This is a genomic window from Bradyrhizobium sp. 63_E2_N1_3, assembly GCF_052076005.1.
Taxonomy (GTDB): domain Bacteria; phylum Pseudomonadota; class Alphaproteobacteria; order Rhizobiales; family Xanthobacteraceae; genus Bradyrhizobium; species Bradyrhizobium barranii.
The window spans coordinates 4,740,793-4,756,525 of record NZ_CP197235.1; the positions used below are offsets into that span (position 1 = coordinate 4,740,793).

The following is a 15,733-nucleotide window of genomic DNA, read 5'->3' on the forward strand; positions in this document are numbered from 1 at the left end:
GTTAATCCTCATTTCGCCCCCTGTGACGCAGACGACGACTTCCCGGCAGAGCCGTCGCGGCTGCTTGGATCGGCATGTTTGACCGATGTGGAATACATCGGCATCAGCACGCGGAAGGTGGTCTTGCGCGGCTGAGACTCGCATTCGATGATGCCCCCGTGATCTCCGATGATCTTTGCGACCAGCGCCAGGCCAAGACCCGAGCCGGTCTGCTTGGTGGTCACGAAGGGATCGAACAGGTTGGGCAGAAGATCGTCCGGCACGCCTGGTCCGTTGTCCTTCACGCAGAATTCGAGCGGCAGCGATACACGGGATTTTTGACCGGGGACTGACAGGCGCACGCCGGGACGGAACGCGGTGGTGAGCTGGATCTCGGCGTCGGGGACGTCGATCAGCGCTTCGGCGGCGTTCTTCACGAGGTTGAGGAACACCTGGACGAGCTGGTCCTGGTTCGCCAGGACCGGCGGCAGCGACGGATCATAATCCTCGATGAAGCGGATGTTGCGGGCAAAGCCCGACTGCGCCAGTCGCTTCACGTGATCGAGCACGGAATGGATGTTGACGGGACCGCGCACCACGGGGCGCTCGTCGCCGAACACCTCCATGCGGTCGACCAGCGTCACGATGCGGTCGGCCTCGTCGCAGATCAGCCGCGTCAGCATGCGGTCCTCGGACGAGGCCTGCTGCTCCAGCAGTTGCGCCGCGCCGCGGATGCCGGAGAGCGGATTCTTGATCTCATGCGCCAGCATGGCGGCCAGCGCGATCACCGAGCGCGCGGCGCTGCGATGGGTGAGCTGGCGATCCATCTTGTCGGCAATGGAACGCTCCTGGAGCATCACCACGATATGGCCGGGCCGCTCCGTCAGCGGGGCGACATGCAGATCGACCTGGCGGTCGCCGCCCATGCGCGGCGTGCCCAGATCGACCTTGTATTCGTTGACCGGCGAGTTCGACGAACGAACCTGGTCGATCAGCGCCAGCAAGGGGCTCCCGAACGGCACCAGCTCTTTCAGCGACTGCCGTTTCAGGAACTGCGTCGAGATGTCGAAGAAGGCTTCGGTCGCGATGTTGGCGGCGACGATCTTGCCGTCCGGCCCGATCATGAGCACGGGATTGGGCAGCGCATCCAGGATCGCATCGCTCTCGGACGGAAGCGGCCGGCGATGGTCAGCAGCTGAGCTCATGCAGCAGCGCTCCATGCGAAATCGTCGAAGGCATCTTGCAGCGACTGGTGGACGAGGCGCGGATCCTCGGAGGTGAGGATCTTCTGGCGCCAGGCTTTCAGCTTCTCGGCCGGCGCACGGCTCACATCGGCCGCGACGTCGAGCGCCCAGCCGAGATGTTTTCGCGCGTGCCGGAGGCCGATGCGCAGGCCGTAGAGCGCGCAGACGCCCTCATAGAGCGTGCGGACATAATGCAGCTGGGTCGCGAGCGACGGCGCGGCTTCGACCGCCCCGCCCTTCAGGCGGCGGCCGATCTCGCCGGGCAACCAAGGCTGCCCCTGCGCGCCGCGGCCGATCATCACGGCATCGGCGCCGGAGGCCTCCAACGCCGCGAGCGCCTTCTCGTAAGTGGTGATGTCGCCGTTGACGACGAGCGGAATGGAGATCGCTTCGCGCACCGCGCGGATCGCATCCCAATCGGCCTCGCCCTTGTAGAACTGACAACGGGTGCGGCCGTGCACGGTGACGAGCTTGATGCCGGCGGCTTCCGCACGCCGCGCCAATTCCGGCGCGTTGCGGGTGTGATCGTCCCAGCCGAGCCGCATCTTCAGCGTTACCGGCACCTTCACCGCCGCGATCGTCGCATCGATCAGGCTGACGGCATGGTCGAGATCGCGCATCAGGGCGGAGCCGGACTGGCCGCCGGTGACGTGCCGGGCCGGACAGCCCATGTTGATGTCGATGATGTCGGCGCCTCCGGCTTCGGCGATCCGGGCTCCCTCGGCCATCCAGTGCGCCTCGCAGCCGGCGAGCTGGACCACATGAGGCCCGATTCCGGTCGCTTCGCAGCGCAACCGAGACATCTTGTGGCCATTCGCGAGCTCATCGCTGGCGGTCATTTCGGACACGACCAAACCGGCCCCGAGCTCGGCGGCGAGCCTGCGGACGGGCGAGTCGGTGACCCCCGACATCGGCGCCAGGAAGACCGGGGTGGCGACCTCGATATCGCCAATTTTCAACGGCTTAGAGCCTGATACTGCCGAGCCGGTCACAGGGGTCTCGTTGCGTAGGCAGGGCCTCATCGCGCCTGCCATGACCTATCTTGCGCACAATTCTTGTGCAGTCAAGCGTCATGCCTACAGTTTAGACAGTTCTGCAAATCTTTCAAGTGCAGTGCAGCAAAATGCTGTTTCCCACAATCCGGGGAAACCCCCTTTTTTTGCGGGCCTGCCGTGCTAGAGGCATGCGGCAATCACCCCACTCCCCGACTCTCTTCATCACCAACTGAGTATTTGAGTCCTATGGCGAAATCACAGCGCACCGCAGTCGTCCTCGTCGCGGCCGGACGCGGCCTGCGGGCTGGCGCCGGTGGTCCCAAGCAATATCGCGAGATCGGCGGCGTGCCCGTGATCTATCGCGCCATGGAAGCCTTCAGCCGGCACCCCGACGTGTTTGCCGTGCAGCCGGTGGTGAACCCCGACGACAGCGCCATGTTCACGGCAGCGGTCGCAGGTCTCAGCCACGAGCCGCCGACCAATGGCGGCGCGACGCGGCAGGCCTCCGTGCTCGCAGGGCTCGAAGCACTCGCCAGGCATAAGCCCGATATCGTGCTCATCCACGACGCCGCGCGCCCCTTCGTCTCGGCAGGCGTGATCTCGCGCGCAATCGAGGCGGCGAGCCGCACCGGCGCCGCGCTCCCCGTCGTTGCCGTCACCGACACCATCAAGGTCACCGGCGAGAGCGGCAATGTCGAGGACACGCCGGACCGCTCAGCCTTGCGAATCGCGCAGACGCCGCAATCCTTTCGTTTCGACGTCATCCTCGAGGCGCATCGTCGCGCGGCAAAGGATGGACGCAGCGATTTCACCGACGATGCCGCGATTGCCGAATGGGCGGGATTGACGGTCGCAACCTTTGAAGGCGATGTTGCCAATATGAAGCTCACCACTCCCGAGGATTTCGTGCGCGAGGAAGCGCGCCTGGCCAGCCTGCTCGGCGACATCAGGACCGGCACCGGCTACGACGTGCACGCCTTCGGCGAAGGCGACCACGTGATGATCTGTGGCGTGCGGGTACCGCACACCAAAGGCTTCCTCGCCCATTCCGACGGCGATGTCGGCCTGCATGCGCTGGTCGACGCCATCCTCGGCGCACTCGCCGACGGCGATATCGGCTCGCACTTTCCGCCGAGCGATGCGAAATGGAAGGGGGCTTCCTCCGACCAGTTCCTGAAATACGCCATCGAGCGCGTCGCGCAGCGCGGCGGCCGCGTCGCCAACCTCGAGGTGACGATGATCTGCGAGCGGCCGAAGATTGGCCCCTTGCGCGACACCATGCGCGCCCGCATCGCCGAGATCTCCGGGGTCGACATCTCGCGCGTCGCGGTGAAGGCGACCACCAGCGAGCGGCTCGGCTTCACCGGCCGCGAGGAAGGCATCGCGGCTACCGCGAGCGCCACCATCCGCCTGCCCTGGGGCGTCTAGGTCATGGGCGGCAGCGACGCACGCGCCCTCTCCCGCTCGCTGCTCGATCTTTGCCGGATGCGCAAGCTGACGATCGCCACCGCCGAGTCCTGCACCGGCGGCCTGGTTGCCGGCGCGCTGACCGACATTCCCGGCTCCTCCGACGTGATCGACCGCGGCTTCGTCACTTATTCCAATGATGCCAAGCGCGCGATGTTGGGCGTCGAGGCGAGCACGCTCGCGAATTTCGGCGCCGTCAGCAAGGAGACCGCAACCGCGATGGCGGTCGGCGCGCTGGAGCGGGCCGGCGTCGATCTCGCCGTTGCCATCACCGGTATCGCCGGCCCCGGCGGCGCCACGCCCGGCAAGCCGGTCGGTCTCGTGCATTTTGCGGTTGCCGCGCGCGACGGCCGCATCGTCCATCGCGAGCATCGTTTTGGCGCGATTGGCCGTACCGCCGTGCGCCAGCGCTCGGTGGTCGAGGCATTGCGCATGCTGATGGATCTCGCCCGCGGCCCGAAGGCGCAGCCCAAGCCGCGGCGCGCGGCCGCGGCAACCCGCCTGCGGCCCCGCGTGACCCGCTCGCCGCGCCGGCATGCGGTGAAGCGCAGGACGCCGCGGTCACCGCGCGGCTGAGCCACGTCATGCCGCCGCCAGCAGCGCGCTCGCGTGGTCGAGCACGCGCTGCTTGACCGCATCGGCGTCGGACGGCGCCACCTTCGCGCTCACCGTCAATTCCACGACGGGCGCTGCGGGATCGGCGGCGACCACCTTCGACACATTGACCGATGGCGCGGCCCGCTCGTCGACGCGAGGATCTTCACGCAACTCCTTCAGGATCTGGTCAGCCAGCTGCCGGCCTGTCCCATGCTGTCAATTGAGCGCGGCCAAGCGCGCGTTCCCGGCATGTGCGTTCGGCGCAAGGAAGCTGAATGGGTTCCGCGACATCCAATTATTGTTCCTGGCGCTTCGTCCGACAAATGACAGGGAGCTTCTGCTCAATCGCCTTCGCCAGCACCGTGCCGCGGGTCCGGCCGAGCTCTTTCGCTATCAGCGCAATCGGCTTGGTGCCTGCCAGTACCTTCAGCCTGCCAAGGTCTTCTTCGCTCCATGCCTGCTTCCAGCGTCCCATCTCCCCCGATCCCGCGATAAAGCGCCCGCGCCCGACTCGGATTGTAGTCAAACCTTTCGCGAAGGGCAGAGCTCGTGGTGCGCCGTTTGCGGCAAGGGGTGTTGCGTCAGCGCGCTGCGTTTTGGCACAAACTGCACTTGTCGCCCGACGGGAAGATGCACTCTGATGACAGGTCGTCTGCCCGGCCCAAGCGGCAGAACACCCGCGCGCGCGAACGGATTCCACATTGCCGCGCTTCCCGCTTGTGAAGCAAAGCTCGGGCGGAATACGCCGCGAGATCGCGGCGTTACGCCAGTTTTCAAAAAGCACGCAATTCTTGTCGAATTCGATCAGGATCGCAAATGTGCAACCGCGACCAAGCGTCATCGCCATGTCCGATCTTGCGCGCGACTGTATTGGCGCAATAATGCGGCTCTACGCTGTGGCCAGGAATCAACCCGGTCCTGCTTTTTGGAGGGCGACGGCGTGTTCGCTCGCGACACTGCACTGGCTATCGCTATTGCTACCTTGGCCGCTATTGATGGTACTGCCGCACAAACGGCCAACCAGCCGCCGGATACCATGGCGGCGCGGGTGGAGGCGTGCACGCCCTGTCACGGCAACAAGGGCGAAGGCACCAGCGACGTCTATTTCCCGCGGCTTGCCGGCAAGCCGGCCGGCTATCTCTACAACCAGCTCCTCGCCTTCCGCAGCGGCCGGCGCAAATACCCGCCGATGAACTATCTGCTGGAGTTTCTGCCTGATCCGTATCTGGAGGCGATGGCTGAATATTTCGCCAGCGAGCATCCGCCGCTGCCGCAGCCCGCGCCGAGCGAAGTCAGCAAGGAAGTGCTGGCGCAGGGCGAACTGCTCGCGACCAGCGGCGATGCCGGTCGTAACATACCGGCGTGCGTGAGCTGTCACGGCCCGGGCCTCACCGGCATGCAGCCCGGCATCCCCGGTCTGCTGGGCTTGCGCGCCGCTTACGTCAGTGCGCAGCTCGGCGCCTGGCGCTACGGCACGCGAACGGCAAAATCGCCGGACTGCATGCAGCTCGTCGCCGGCCATCTGACGGAAGCAGATGTTACCGCCGTTGCGGCCTGGCTCGCGACGCGACCCGCGCCCACCAACCCGGCGCCCGTCCCGAAAGGCACCTACGCGCTGCCGTTCGGCTGCGGCAGCCAGCCCAACTGACGAGGCGCATGATGGGCTCAAGACTGTCGATCACGCTGCTTTCGATCAAGCTCCTGGCCCTTGCCGCGCTCATCACGGCCGCGCAGGCGCAGGACAAGGCCGGCGACGTCATTGCGCGGGGTGAATATCTCGCCCGCGCCGGCGATTGCACGGCCTGCCATACTGCGGCTGAGGGCCGGCTGTTTGCCGGCGGGCGCCCGATGCCGACCCCGTTCGGAACGATCTACACCTCCAACATCACGCCCGATCCGGAGACCGGCATCGGCAAGTGGAGCGCGGACGATTTCTACAGAACCATGCACAACGGCCGTTTCCCGGATGGTGGGCTGATCTATCCGGCGATGCCGTTCGCGTCCTACACAAAGGTGACACGCGCCGACAGCGACGCGATCTTCGCCTATCTGCGCTCGATTCAGCCGGTGAACCAGAAGAACAAGCCGCACGAGCTGCGCTTTCCCTATGACAACCGCCAGCTCATCCTCGGCTGGCGCACGCTGTTCTTCCGCGAGGGTGAGTTCAAGCCCGACCCCACCAAGTCGGCGGAATGGAATCGCGGCGCCTATCTGGTCGAGGGGCTCGGTCATTGCGGCATGTGCCATTCGCCGATCAACGCGCTCGGCGGCACCTCGCAATCGGACGCCTTCAAGGGCGGCCTGATCCCGATGCAGAACTGGTACGCGCCGTCCCTCACCTCCAACCGTGAGGCGGGTCTCGGCGACTGGAGCATCAAGGACATCACCGACCTGCTCCAGACCGGCGTCTCCATGCGCGGCGTGGTCTACGGCCCGATGGCCGAGGTCGTGCACAACAGCCTGCAATACCTCAACGACGAGGACACGCGCGCCATGGCGGTGTACCTCAAGGGCATCGCGGAGCCCTCGCCTCCGCCCGCGCCGAGCTCGGCGCTGCCGAACACCGAGAGCAGCCTGCTGATCAGCCTCGGCAAGACCGTCTACGACAAGAATTGCGCGAGCTGTCATGGGGCGCAGGGCGAAGGCAAGCCGCCGCACTGGCCGCCGCTCGCCAACAACCAGTCGATCGAGATGCAGTCGGCGGTCAATCCGATCCGCATGGTGCTCAACGGCGGCTATCCGCCGGGCACCAAGGGCAATCCGATGCCCTACGGCATGCCGCCCTTCGCAGGCCTCCTCTCCGACAACGAGGTCGCCGCCGTCGTCTCCTACATCCGCACCGCCTGGGGCAATCGCGGCACGCCGGTCTCGGCGCGCGAGGCCAACGAGCTGCGCTCCGCACCGCTGAACTGAGAGGCGTCATGTTCAATTCCGATCCGCCGACCAGCCCAGCCGCCGCCGACCAGGCCGTCGAGGAAGTCGTCTCGCAAGGACCGTCCGGCGCGATCGTGCTGGCCGGCATCGCCACGGCCTGCGTGGTCGCGATGTGGTTTGCCTTCTATCTCTTCGTCTTCCTGCCGCGCGGATCGCTGCAATGAGCGCAGGGGACACCCACACCCATGGCAGCGCCGAGGTCGCGGCCCGCGTCGAGCGGCGCTGGGCGACCATTGCCGTGATAATCGTCGTCGGCATGGCGCTTCTGGCAGCCTTCGCCGGCATCCATCGCGCCACCATGCCGCAGCCGCGCGTCGAGACCACCGATCCCTCGCGCATTCATCTGTCCGGCGAATTCGTCGAGAGCAATCTCGGCAGCGTGCTGGAGGCCAATGGCAATGTGACCGTGCGCGCGATCGGCCAGCAATATTCCTTCACGCCGGCCTGCATCGTGGTGCCCGTGGATACGCCGATCACGATGCGCGCCACCAGCGCCGACGTCGTCCACGGCATCCTGATCCAGGGCACCAACATCAACACCATGCTGGTGCCCGGCTACATCTCCGAACAGCTCATGCGCTTTACGAGGACCGGCGACTATCTGATGCCCTGCCAGGAGTTTTGCTCCTTCGGCCACGAGGGCATGTGGGGCAAGGTCAAGGTGATCAACAAGACCGAATTCGCCGATCGCGCGAAGGGTGGCGGGAGGCTGAGCTGTGTTGGCGAATAGGAAACTCATCCTCGCCCATTTCTGGCTGGCCTTCGGCGTGTTCGGCATCGCGCTCACGCTCGGCGCCTGGCAGATGTTCATCCGCAGCCCGATCGGCACCTGGCTGTCCAATCCCGAGCTCTATTACCGCTCGCTGACCGCGCACGGCACGGTGATGGGCTACGTCTTTCCCACGCTCGTCGCGATGGGCTTTGGCTATGCGATCAGCGAGTCGGCGCTGGAGCAGCGCCTCGTCGGCGTGCGTTGGGCCTGGACCGGATTTTGGCTGATCGTGATCGGCAGCGTCATGGCGATGGTCCCGATCGCGCTCGGCCGCGCCTCGGTGCTCTACACGTTCTATCCGCCATTGATCGGCAACGTATTCTATTACCTCGGCGTCGTGCTCGTGGTGGTCGGCTCCTGGATCTGGGTCGCCTTGATGGCGATCAATCTGCGCGTCTGGCGGAAGGCCCATCCCGGCGCACCGGTGCCGCTGGCGATGTTCGCCAATGTCGCGGGCTCCTATCTGTGGGCATGGACCGCGGTTGGCGCCGCGCTCGAGCTGCTGCTCCAGATCATTCCCGTCGCGGCAGGCCTGAAGGCCACGATCGACGCGGGTCTTGCCCGCGTGTTCTTCTCGTGGACGCTACACGCCATCGTCTATTTCTGGCTGATGCCGACCTACATCGCCTATTACACCATCGTGCCGCGCGCGATCGGCGGCCGGGTTTATTCCGACAGCATGGCGCGGATCTCCTTCATCCTGTTCCTGGTGGTGGCGATGCCGATCGGCATGCACCACACCTTCGCCGATCCGCAGGTCGGCGCTGGCTTCAAGTTCATCCATTCGGCCTTCACGGCGCTGGTCGCGCTGCCGACGCTTCTGACCGTGTTCACGATCTGCGCCTCCGTCGAGATCGCCGCGCGCCTGCGCGGCGGCCGCGGCCTATTCGGCTGGATCAAGGCGCTGCCCTGGGACAATCCGATGATGCTGGCGCTGGCGTTCTCGTTCGTCATGCTCGGCTTCGGCGGCGCCGGCGGCCTGATCAACATGAGCTATCAGCTCGATGCGTCGATCCACAACACGCAGTGGATCACCGGCCATTTCCACCTGATCTTCGGCGGCGCCATCGTGATCATGTATTTTGCGATCGCCTATGATCTGTGGCCGCATCTGACCGGGCGCGAACTCATCGACATCCGCCTGATCCGCACCCAGCTCTGGCTGTGGTTCATCGGTATGATCATCACGACCTTCCCGTGGCACTGGGTCGGCATCCTGGGCATGCCGCGCCGCATGGCCTATTTCGACTTCGGCGATCCCGCGATCGCGCCTCAGGCGCTCTCCGTCACTTTCTCGGCGATCGGCGGCTTCATCCTGCTGGCGTCGGGCATCATGTTCATCGTCATCCTCGCACGTGGCATGCGTGCGCCCCGGGTTGACGCCGGCCCGTACCGCTTTGCGCTGGCCGTGCATCAGCCCGCGACCGTGCCGGTCGCGCTCAACACGCACGCGCTGTGGGTGGCGCTGATGATCGTCCTCACCCTCACCAATTACGGCTACCCGATCGTGACGCTGGCGCTGACCGAGGGCACGTCGGTGCCGGCCGTCTATGTGGGAGCGCAGTGATGAGCGCGCGCGACCTCTTCACCTTCCGCAACAGCCATTTCAGGATTGGCGTCGGCATCACCGCCGCGATCCTGATCGTGACGGCGATCACCGGCTTCATCGTGCTGCCTTTCGCGCAGCCCTGGGTTCAGTTCGCCAATGTCTGGGATGCGATCTGCAGCGCCGCCGGCGTGCCGCAGCGTGCGGCGAACGTTACTGCGCCCGAACAGACAAAACGCCTGTCGGAGGTCGTGCTGACCTCGCATACGCTGTCGCGTCCGAGCCAGGAAGCCATCGGCCGCGGCGCGACGCTGGCGCAGCGCTGCGCCATCTGCCACGGCCCGACCGGCATCAGCCGCGCGGATTCGCCCAATCTCGCCGGCCAGTACGCGGCCGTCATCTACAAGGAGCTGCACGATTTCCGATCCGGCGCGCGCACCAATGCCGTGATGTCGCCATTCGCCGTCAATCTGACGGACCAGGAGATCGCCGATCTCTCGAACTATTACGCCTATCTGCCGCGGCCGGCAGCCTATCACCCGACGCCGCAGCTGCCGAAACCGAGCATCGTCATCTACGGCGCGCCGATGCGCGGGATCGCGCCCTGCGGCTCCTGCCATGGCAGCCTTGACAACAAGACCGGCAGTCCGTGGCTCGAAGGCCAGTCCGAAGCTTACATGAAGGCGCAGCTCCAGGCCTTCGCATCCGGCGAGCGGCGCAATGACATCAGCCAGCAGATGCGCAACATCGCCCGCGCGATGACGCCGCAGGAGATCGAGGCGGCCGCGGCGTACTACGCCTCGCAGCCGCCGGATGTAGTGAAGGCGGTGGATTGAGCCTCACTGTCATTGCGAGCGCAGCGAAGCAATCCAGAATCCCTCCGCGGAAAGACCCTGGATTGCTTCGTCGCAAGGGCTCCTCGCAATGACGGCGGAGAGAGTACGCCTTACGACGACCCCAGCTTCGGCCGGCCGTAGATCGCATCCGCCCGCTTCTCGAATGCGATGGAGAAGCGCGCGAACGCGGCATCGAACATCGAGCCCATCAGCATCGCCAGCATCCGGCTCTTGAACTCGTAGGCCAGGAAGAATCCGACGTCGCAGACGCCCTCACCCTTGGGCTCGAACGTCCAGCGGTTCTCGAGGTTGCTGAACGGGCCTTGCAGATATTCGACCCGGATATTCAGATTGGCGCGGTCGAGAGTCACGCGGCTGGTGAAGGACTCCTTGACCAGCTTGAACGACACCGTCATGTCGGCGACCAGCACCTCGGTGCCGTCGGGTTTGGCCATCCGCTGGCGGATCTTGAGCGCGCTGCACAGCGGCACGAACTCCGGGTAGCGCTCGACGTCGGCGACCAGATCAAACATCTCGGACGCGCTGTGATGGACACGGCGCTTGCTTGAAAATTTGGGCATGGCGGTTCAGCGGGCAGTCGCGGCCCGTGCGGCCTTCAGTCTCGCAAAGTCCTCGCCGGCATGATGCGACGAACGGGTGAGCGGGCTCGCCGACACCATCAGGAAACCCTTGGTGTAGGCGACCTTCTCGTAGGACGAAAACTCGTCGGGCGGCACATAGCGCATCACGGCGTGGTGCTTCCGGGTCGGCTGGAGATATTGCCCGATGGTCAGGAAGTCGACGTCGGCTGAGCGCAGATCGTCCATCACCTGCTGCACCTCGTGGCGCTCCTCGCCGAGGCCGACCATGATGCCGGACTTGGTGAAGATGGTGGGATCGAGCTCCTTGACCCGCTGCAACAGCCGGATCGAGTGGAAGTAGCGCGCGCCGGGCCGCACCGTGAGGTAACGCGACGGCACGGTCTCGAGATTGTGGTTGAACACGTCGGGCCTCGCCGCGACGACGATTTCGAGCGCCCCCTCCTTGCGCAGGAAGTCGGGCGTCAGGATCTCGATCGTGGTCGAGGGGCACGCGGCCCGGATCGCACGGATGGTCTCTGCAAAATGCTCGGCGCCGCCATCGGCCAGATCGTCGCGGTCGACGGAGGTGATGACGACGTGGGCCAGCCCCAGCTTGGCGACGGCTTCGGCGACGTTCTGCGGCTCGGCCGCATCCAGCGCATTGGGCATGCCGGTCTTGACGTTACAGAACGCGCAGGCCCGGGTGCAGGTGTCCCCCATGATCATGAAGGTCGCGTGCTTCTTGTCCCAGCACTCGCCGATGTTCGGGCAGCCCGCCTCCTCGCACACGGTATGCAGGCCGTTGGCGCGCACGATGTTGCGGGTGTCGGCATAGCCGCGGGTATTGGGCGCGCGCACGCGAATCCAATCCGGCTTCGGCGGCGAAGCGGAATCAGGGCGATTCACCTTTTCAGGGTGGCGGGGGCGCAACGGGTTCGAGATGGTGTCGACAATAACGACCATGGGCTGTCCGGTCTGTTCAGGTCCTACCTAGTCGGTCTGGCTGCCTGCCGCAACCCGGCTCGCGCCGCTTCAGGGAACATGGCAGATATGGGCAATATCCTGCTCTGTTCTCAGGCGATTCTCACCTCGAATGGCTCCAACCTCGAAAGCCTCACCACCGCGGCTCGGCAAAGCCCTGAAGCGTGGGTTTTTCGGCCGCAGCGTCCACGAGGTCGCGCCCGATTTGATCGGGGCCACCATGCTGGTCAATGGCGTCGGCGGCCTCATCGTCGAGGTCGAGGCCTATCATCATACCGAGCCGGCGGCGCACTCCTACAATGGCCCGACGCCGCGGAACCAAATCATGTTTGGCCCGCCCGGTTTTGCCTATGTCTACCGCTCCTACGGCATTCACTGGTGCGTGAACTTCGTCTGCGAGGAGGAAGGCTCCGCCAGCGCCGTGCTGATCCGCGCATTGGAGCCGACGCATGGCATCGCCGCGATGCGCCGCCGCCGCCATCTCCAGGAGGTGCACGCGCTGTGCTCGGGTCCCGGCAAGCTGACCGAGGCGCTGGGCATCACCATCGCGCACAACGCCCTGCCGTTGGACCGGCCGCCGATCGCGCTGCATGCGCGGACAGAGGAGGTCGAAGTGGTGGCCGGCATCCGGATCGGCATCACCAAGGCCGTCGAGCTGCCCTGGCGCTATGGCGTCAAGGGCTCGAAGTTCTTGAGCAAGCCGTTCCCGAAGGAGGCCTAGAACCCGTTCCGATGGAACGGGCTCTAGATTCTAGTTTTGACGCGTTTTCTTGACGCGAACCGGTTTCCACTTCGCTCGAAAACGCTCTACGACGCCTGCTTCAGCCGCTCCAGCGCCTCCAGCAGCTTGGCCTTGCGGGCCAGCGCCGCCTCGCGCTTTTCGCGCTCCTCCTCGACGACCTCCTCGGCCGCGTTGGCGACGAACTTCTCGTTCGCCAGCTTGGACTCGGCGCGCTTGATGTCGGCGTCGGCCTTGCCGATTTCCTTGTCGAGGCGCGTGCGCTCGGCGGCAACGTCGATCACGCCCTTCAGCGGCAGCGCGGCCACCTCGCCGCGCACGAGGAGCTGGACCGCGCCGTCAGGTGCGCGGTCGGCGAAGGAGATGTCGGACAGCCGTGCCATGCGCTTGATGACGTCGGTCCAGCGCGGCGCGCGTTCCTTCGTCTCGGTCGAGGCGCCCGCGAGCACCAGCGCCGTCAGCGTTGCCGGCGGGATGTTCATCTCGGCGCGCACCGAGCGGATCTGCGTGACCAGGTCGATCACCCAGCCGATCTCGGCTTCCGCCTTCGGATCGGTGAAGTCGGCATGGTCGAAGATCGGCATGATCAGGACCGGCGAGATCAGCGGATCAGTCGGCCCGGCAGCCGCGGCGAGCATCGCGAGTTGCTCCGGCGTCGGCTCGGACGGCTTCAGCGGCCATTGCGCCAGCGCCAGCAGGCCGTCGCGCTTGGCCGTCACCTCCCACAGCTCTTCGGTGATGAAGGGCATGAAGGGGTGCAGCAGCTTCAGGATCTCGTCGCGCGCCCAGGCGACCATGGCACGGGTTTCGTCCTTGGCGGGGCTGTCCGGACCGAGCAGCACGGGCTTTGCGAGCTCGACATACCAGTCGCAATAGACGTTCCAGACGAAGCGGTAGATCGCACCGGCCGCATCGTTGAAGCGATAGGCTTCGATTGCCTCGGTCACCTCGCGCGTGGTGTGGGCGCTCTCGTGCGCGATCCAGCGGTTCAGCGTTTCCTTGGCCTTCGCCGGCTCGAAACCTTCGGGCACGGCGCAGTGGTTCATCTCCGCGAAGCGCGACGCATTCCAGAGCTTCGTCGCGAAATTCCGGTAACCCTCGACGCGGCTGGTGGCGAGCTTGATGTCGCGTCCCTGCGCCGCCATGGCGGCCAGCGTGAAGCGCAACGCGTCGGCGCCGTATTCGTCGATCAGGTTGAGGGGGTCGATGACGTTGCCCTTCGACTTCGACATCTTGGCGCCCTTCTCGTCGCGGACGAGGGCGTGGATGTAGATCGTCGAGAACGGCACTTCTTTCATGAAGTGCAGGCCCATCATCATCATCCGGGCAACCCAGAAGAAGATGATGTCGAAGCCGGTCACCAGCGCGTTGGTCGGGTAATAGCGCTGCACTTCCGGCGCGTCCTCGGGCCAGCCGAGCGTCGAGAACGGCCACAGCGCCGAGGAGAACCAGGTGTCGAGCACGTCCTCGTCACGCGTGATGAAGCCTTCGCGCTTGTTGCGGTCGAGCGCCATCTCGCGGCCCTGCTCGGCCGTGATGACCTCCTGCTCGACGTAATAGCCGAGCGCGTGGCTGACGGCCTCCTCCTCGGTTTCGGCGACGAACACCTTGCCATCAGGGCCGTACCAGGCCGGGATCTGATGACCCCACCACAGCTGGCGCGAGATGCACCAGGGCTGGATGTTCTCCATCCACTCGAAATAGGTCTTTTCCCAGTTCTTCGGCACGAACGTCGTTTCGCCCGAACGCACCGCCGCGATCGCGGGCTTTGCCAGCGTCTTGGCGTCGACGTACCACTGGTCGGTCAGATAGGGCTCGATCACGCTGTTCGAGCGGTCGCCGTGCGGCACCATGTGGGTGTGCGGCTCGATCCGCTCGACGAAGCCGAAGGATTCCAGTCGCTCGACGATGCGCTTGCGCGCCGCGAAGCGGTCGACCTTGTGAAACTCCTCGGCGAACTGCGAAGCGCCTTCCGGCAGGTTACGCAGGTAAACCTCATTGTCGACGAGGTCGAGGCAACCTTCCTTGTCGATGACGCTGATCCGGCCCAGGCCGTGGCGATTGCCGACCTCGAAATCGTTGAAGTCGTGCGCCGGCGTCACCTTCACCGCGCCCGAGCCCTTGTCCGGATCGGAATATTCGTCAGCGACGATCTTAATCTTGCGACCGACCAGCGGCAGGATCACGTTCTTGCCGACCAGCTTCTGATAGCGCTCGTCGTCGGGATGCACCGCGACGCCGGTGTCGCCGAGCATGGTCTCGGGCCGCGTGGTGGCGACGACGATGAAGCTCGAGGAATCCTCGGGGCTGAACGTCTTGCCCTCGATCGGATAGCGCAGATACCACAGGTGGCCCTTGACCTCGGTCTGCTGCACTTCGAGGTCGGAGATCGCGGTCAGCAGCTTGGTGTCCCAGTTCACCAGCCGCTTGTCCTTGTAGATCAGGCCGTCGCGATGCAGCTCGACGAACACCTTGATGACGGCCTTCGACAGGCCCTCGTCCATGGTGAAGCGTTCGCGCGACCAGTCGCAGGAGGCGCCGAGGCGCTTGAGCTGGTTGATGATGGTGTCGCCGCTCTCGGCTTTCCACTGCCAGACCCGCTCCAGAAACTTCTCGCGGCCCATCTCGCGGCGGCTGGGCTGCTGACGCTCCATCAGCTGCCGCTCGACCACCATCTGGGTGGCGATGCCGGCATGGTCGGTGCCGGGCTGCCACAGCACGTCGCGGCCGCGCATTCGCTCGAACCGGCACAGGATGTCCTGGAGGGTGTTGTTGAGGGCGTGGCCCATATGCAGCGAGCCCGTCACGTTCGGCGGCGGGATCACGATGGTAAAGGGCACTGCGTCGCGGCGGTCGGGGCGGCCGGCCCTGAAGGCACGGCTGTCCTCCCACACGACGGACATGCGGGCTTCGATATCGGCGGGCTGGTAATTTTTCTCGATCATGGGCTGCTAGAAAGCCGCGCGCGGGGGGCAAGTCAACGAAAAGGTCCAAAAGAAGGACCAAGAGAAGATCAACGGAAAGCCCGGCGGCAAAACGGCTTGCCGGCCGGTCGGCAGGCC

Annotated in this window: 16 protein-coding genes; 9 read left to right on the top strand and 7 right to left on the bottom strand. The window is 65.4% G+C overall.

The features are described 5' to 3' along the window. Positions 1-8: 8 nt before the first annotated feature. Positions 9-1,184 carry a two-component system sensor histidine kinase NtrB gene (locus AB7531_RS22540; RefSeq protein WP_063986376.1) on the bottom strand — a complete coding sequence of 392 codons (1,176 nt, stop codon included), beginning with the start codon at positions 1,182-1,184 and terminating at the stop codon, positions 9-11. After that, entirely contained in the window at positions 1,181-2,182 is a 1,002-nt protein-coding gene (gene dusB / locus AB7531_RS22545) for a tRNA dihydrouridine synthase DusB (RefSeq protein ID WP_187388075.1), read from the bottom strand. Before dusB ends, AB7531_RS22540 begins: the two co-directional genes overlap by 4 nt. A 282-nt stretch (positions 2,183-2,464) precedes the next feature. Here dusB and AB7531_RS22550 point away from each other — a divergent pair, with 282 nt between their 5' ends. Continuing rightward, positions 2,465-3,646, top strand: a complete 1,182-nt coding sequence (locus AB7531_RS22550; protein ID WP_063983322.1) for a bifunctional 2-C-methyl-D-erythritol 4-phosphate cytidylyltransferase/2-C-methyl-D-erythritol 2,4-cyclodiphosphate synthase — start codon at positions 2,465-2,467, stop codon at positions 3,644-3,646. A gap of 3 nt (positions 3,647-3,649) precedes the next feature. Then, entirely contained in the window at positions 3,650-4,261 is a 612-nt protein-coding gene (locus tag AB7531_RS22555; protein ID WP_028161429.1) for a CinA family protein, read from the top strand. 6 nt (positions 4,262-4,267) lie between these two features. On the opposite strand, the gene AB7531_RS22560 is transcribed toward AB7531_RS22555, so the two are convergent. Both AB7531_RS22560 and AB7531_RS22565 read right to left on the bottom strand, forming a co-directional pair. Continuing rightward, entirely contained in the window at positions 4,268-4,453 is a 186-nt protein-coding gene (locus AB7531_RS22560) for a hypothetical protein (RefSeq protein WP_231141971.1), read from the bottom strand. Between the two features lie 124 nt (positions 4,454-4,577). Continuing rightward, positions 4,578-5,129, bottom strand: a complete 552-nt coding sequence (locus AB7531_RS22565; RefSeq protein ID WP_354096316.1) for a hypothetical protein — start codon at positions 5,127-5,129, stop codon at positions 4,578-4,580. 189 nt (positions 5,130-5,318) lie between these two features. On the opposite strand from AB7531_RS22565, the gene AB7531_RS22570 reads away from it, so the two are divergent. From AB7531_RS22570 to AB7531_RS22595, 6 genes are read left to right on the top strand one after another with little or no spacing between them, the layout of a single operon-like run. Then, complete coding sequence (locus tag AB7531_RS22570; protein WP_225048829.1) at positions 5,319-5,930, top strand: c-type cytochrome; 612 nt, start codon at positions 5,319-5,321, stop codon at positions 5,928-5,930. 8 nt (positions 5,931-5,938) lie between these two features. Continuing rightward, entirely contained in the window at positions 5,939-7,195 is a 1,257-nt protein-coding gene (locus AB7531_RS22575) for a cytochrome c (RefSeq protein ID WP_094183930.1), read from the top strand. 8 nt (positions 7,196-7,203) lie between these two features. Beyond that, a complete protein-coding gene (locus AB7531_RS22580) occupies positions 7,204-7,380 on the top strand; it encodes a hypothetical protein (protein ID WP_166341619.1) in 177 nt (58 codons plus the stop codon). After that, positions 7,377-7,946: a cytochrome C oxidase subunit II gene (locus AB7531_RS22585; RefSeq protein WP_063983323.1), complete on the top strand. Its 570-nt coding sequence runs from the start codon at positions 7,377-7,379 to the stop codon at positions 7,944-7,946. The genes AB7531_RS22580 and AB7531_RS22585 overlap by 4 nt, the downstream gene beginning before the upstream one ends. Then, entirely contained in the window at positions 7,933-9,555 is a 1,623-nt protein-coding gene (locus tag AB7531_RS22590; protein ID WP_063983324.1) for a b(o/a)3-type cytochrome-c oxidase subunit 1, read from the top strand. The genes AB7531_RS22585 and AB7531_RS22590 overlap by 14 nt, the downstream gene beginning before the upstream one ends. Then, the gene (locus AB7531_RS22595) at positions 9,555-10,370 is read left to right on the top strand and encodes a c-type cytochrome (RefSeq protein ID WP_063983325.1); all 816 of its coding nucleotides are present in this window, start codon (positions 9,555-9,557) and stop codon (positions 10,368-10,370) included. Before AB7531_RS22590 ends, AB7531_RS22595 begins: the two co-directional genes overlap by 1 nt. Before the next feature lie 110 nt (positions 10,371-10,480). Here the strand turns inward: AB7531_RS22595 and AB7531_RS22600 are convergent, their stop codons facing one another. Continuing rightward, positions 10,481-10,951, bottom strand: coding sequence for a type II toxin-antitoxin system RatA family toxin (locus tag AB7531_RS22600; RefSeq protein WP_063983326.1), 471 nt, complete (start codon positions 10,949-10,951; stop codon positions 10,481-10,483). A gap of 6 nt (positions 10,952-10,957) precedes the next feature. Then, a complete protein-coding gene (gene lipA, locus AB7531_RS22605) occupies positions 10,958-11,914 on the bottom strand; it encodes a lipoyl synthase (RefSeq protein ID WP_063983327.1) in 957 nt (318 codons plus the stop codon). Between the two features lie 130 nt (positions 11,915-12,044). Between lipA and AB7531_RS22610 the strand changes: the two genes are divergently transcribed. Next, complete coding sequence (locus AB7531_RS22610) at positions 12,045-12,653, top strand: DNA-3-methyladenine glycosylase (RefSeq protein ID WP_063983328.1); 609 nt, start codon at positions 12,045-12,047, stop codon at positions 12,651-12,653. Between the two features lie 86 nt (positions 12,654-12,739). Here AB7531_RS22610 and AB7531_RS22615 read toward each other — a convergent pair whose 3' ends face one another. Next, a complete protein-coding gene (locus tag AB7531_RS22615) occupies positions 12,740-15,616 on the bottom strand; it encodes a valine--tRNA ligase (protein ID WP_231141965.1) in 2,877 nt (958 codons plus the stop codon). Positions 15,617-15,733 lie beyond the last annotated feature (117 nt).

Bases quoted from the DNA above. Each gene is read 5' to 3' on its own strand.
- AB7531_RS22595 (WP_063983325.1), top strand. From the start codon at position 9,555: ATGAGCGCGCGCGACCTCTTCACCTTCCGCAACAGCCATTTCAGGATT.
- AB7531_RS22540 (WP_063986376.1), bottom strand. From the start codon at position 1,184: ATGAGCTCAGCTGCTGACCATCGCCGGCCGCTTCCGTCCGAGAGCGAT.
- AB7531_RS22550 (WP_063983322.1), top strand. From the start codon at position 2,465: ATGGCGAAATCACAGCGCACCGCAGTCGTCCTCGTCGCGGCCGGACGC.
- AB7531_RS22615 (WP_231141965.1), bottom strand. From the start codon at position 15,616: ATGATCGAGAAAAATTACCAGCCCGCCGATATCGAAGCCCGCATGTCC.
- AB7531_RS22555 (WP_028161429.1), top strand. From the start codon at position 3,650: ATGGGCGGCAGCGACGCACGCGCCCTCTCCCGCTCGCTGCTCGATCTT.
- lipA (WP_063983327.1), bottom strand. From the start codon at position 11,914: ATGGTCGTTATTGTCGACACCATCTCGAACCCGTTGCGCCCCCGCCAC.
- AB7531_RS22585 (WP_063983323.1), top strand. From the start codon at position 7,377: ATGAGCGCAGGGGACACCCACACCCATGGCAGCGCCGAGGTCGCGGCC.
- AB7531_RS22610 (WP_063983328.1), top strand. From the start codon at position 12,045: ATGGCTCCAACCTCGAAAGCCTCACCACCGCGGCTCGGCAAAGCCCTG.
- AB7531_RS22600 (WP_063983326.1), bottom strand. From the start codon at position 10,951: ATGCCCAAATTTTCAAGCAAGCGCCGTGTCCATCACAGCGCGTCCGAG.
- AB7531_RS22575 (WP_094183930.1), top strand. From the start codon at position 5,939: ATGATGGGCTCAAGACTGTCGATCACGCTGCTTTCGATCAAGCTCCTG.
- AB7531_RS22580 (WP_166341619.1), top strand. From the start codon at position 7,204: ATGTTCAATTCCGATCCGCCGACCAGCCCAGCCGCCGCCGACCAGGCC.
- AB7531_RS22565 (WP_354096316.1), bottom strand. From the start codon at position 5,129: ATGGCGATGACGCTTGGTCGCGGTTGCACATTTGCGATCCTGATCGAA.
- AB7531_RS22570 (WP_225048829.1), top strand. From the start codon at position 5,319: ATGGCGGCGCGGGTGGAGGCGTGCACGCCCTGTCACGGCAACAAGGGC.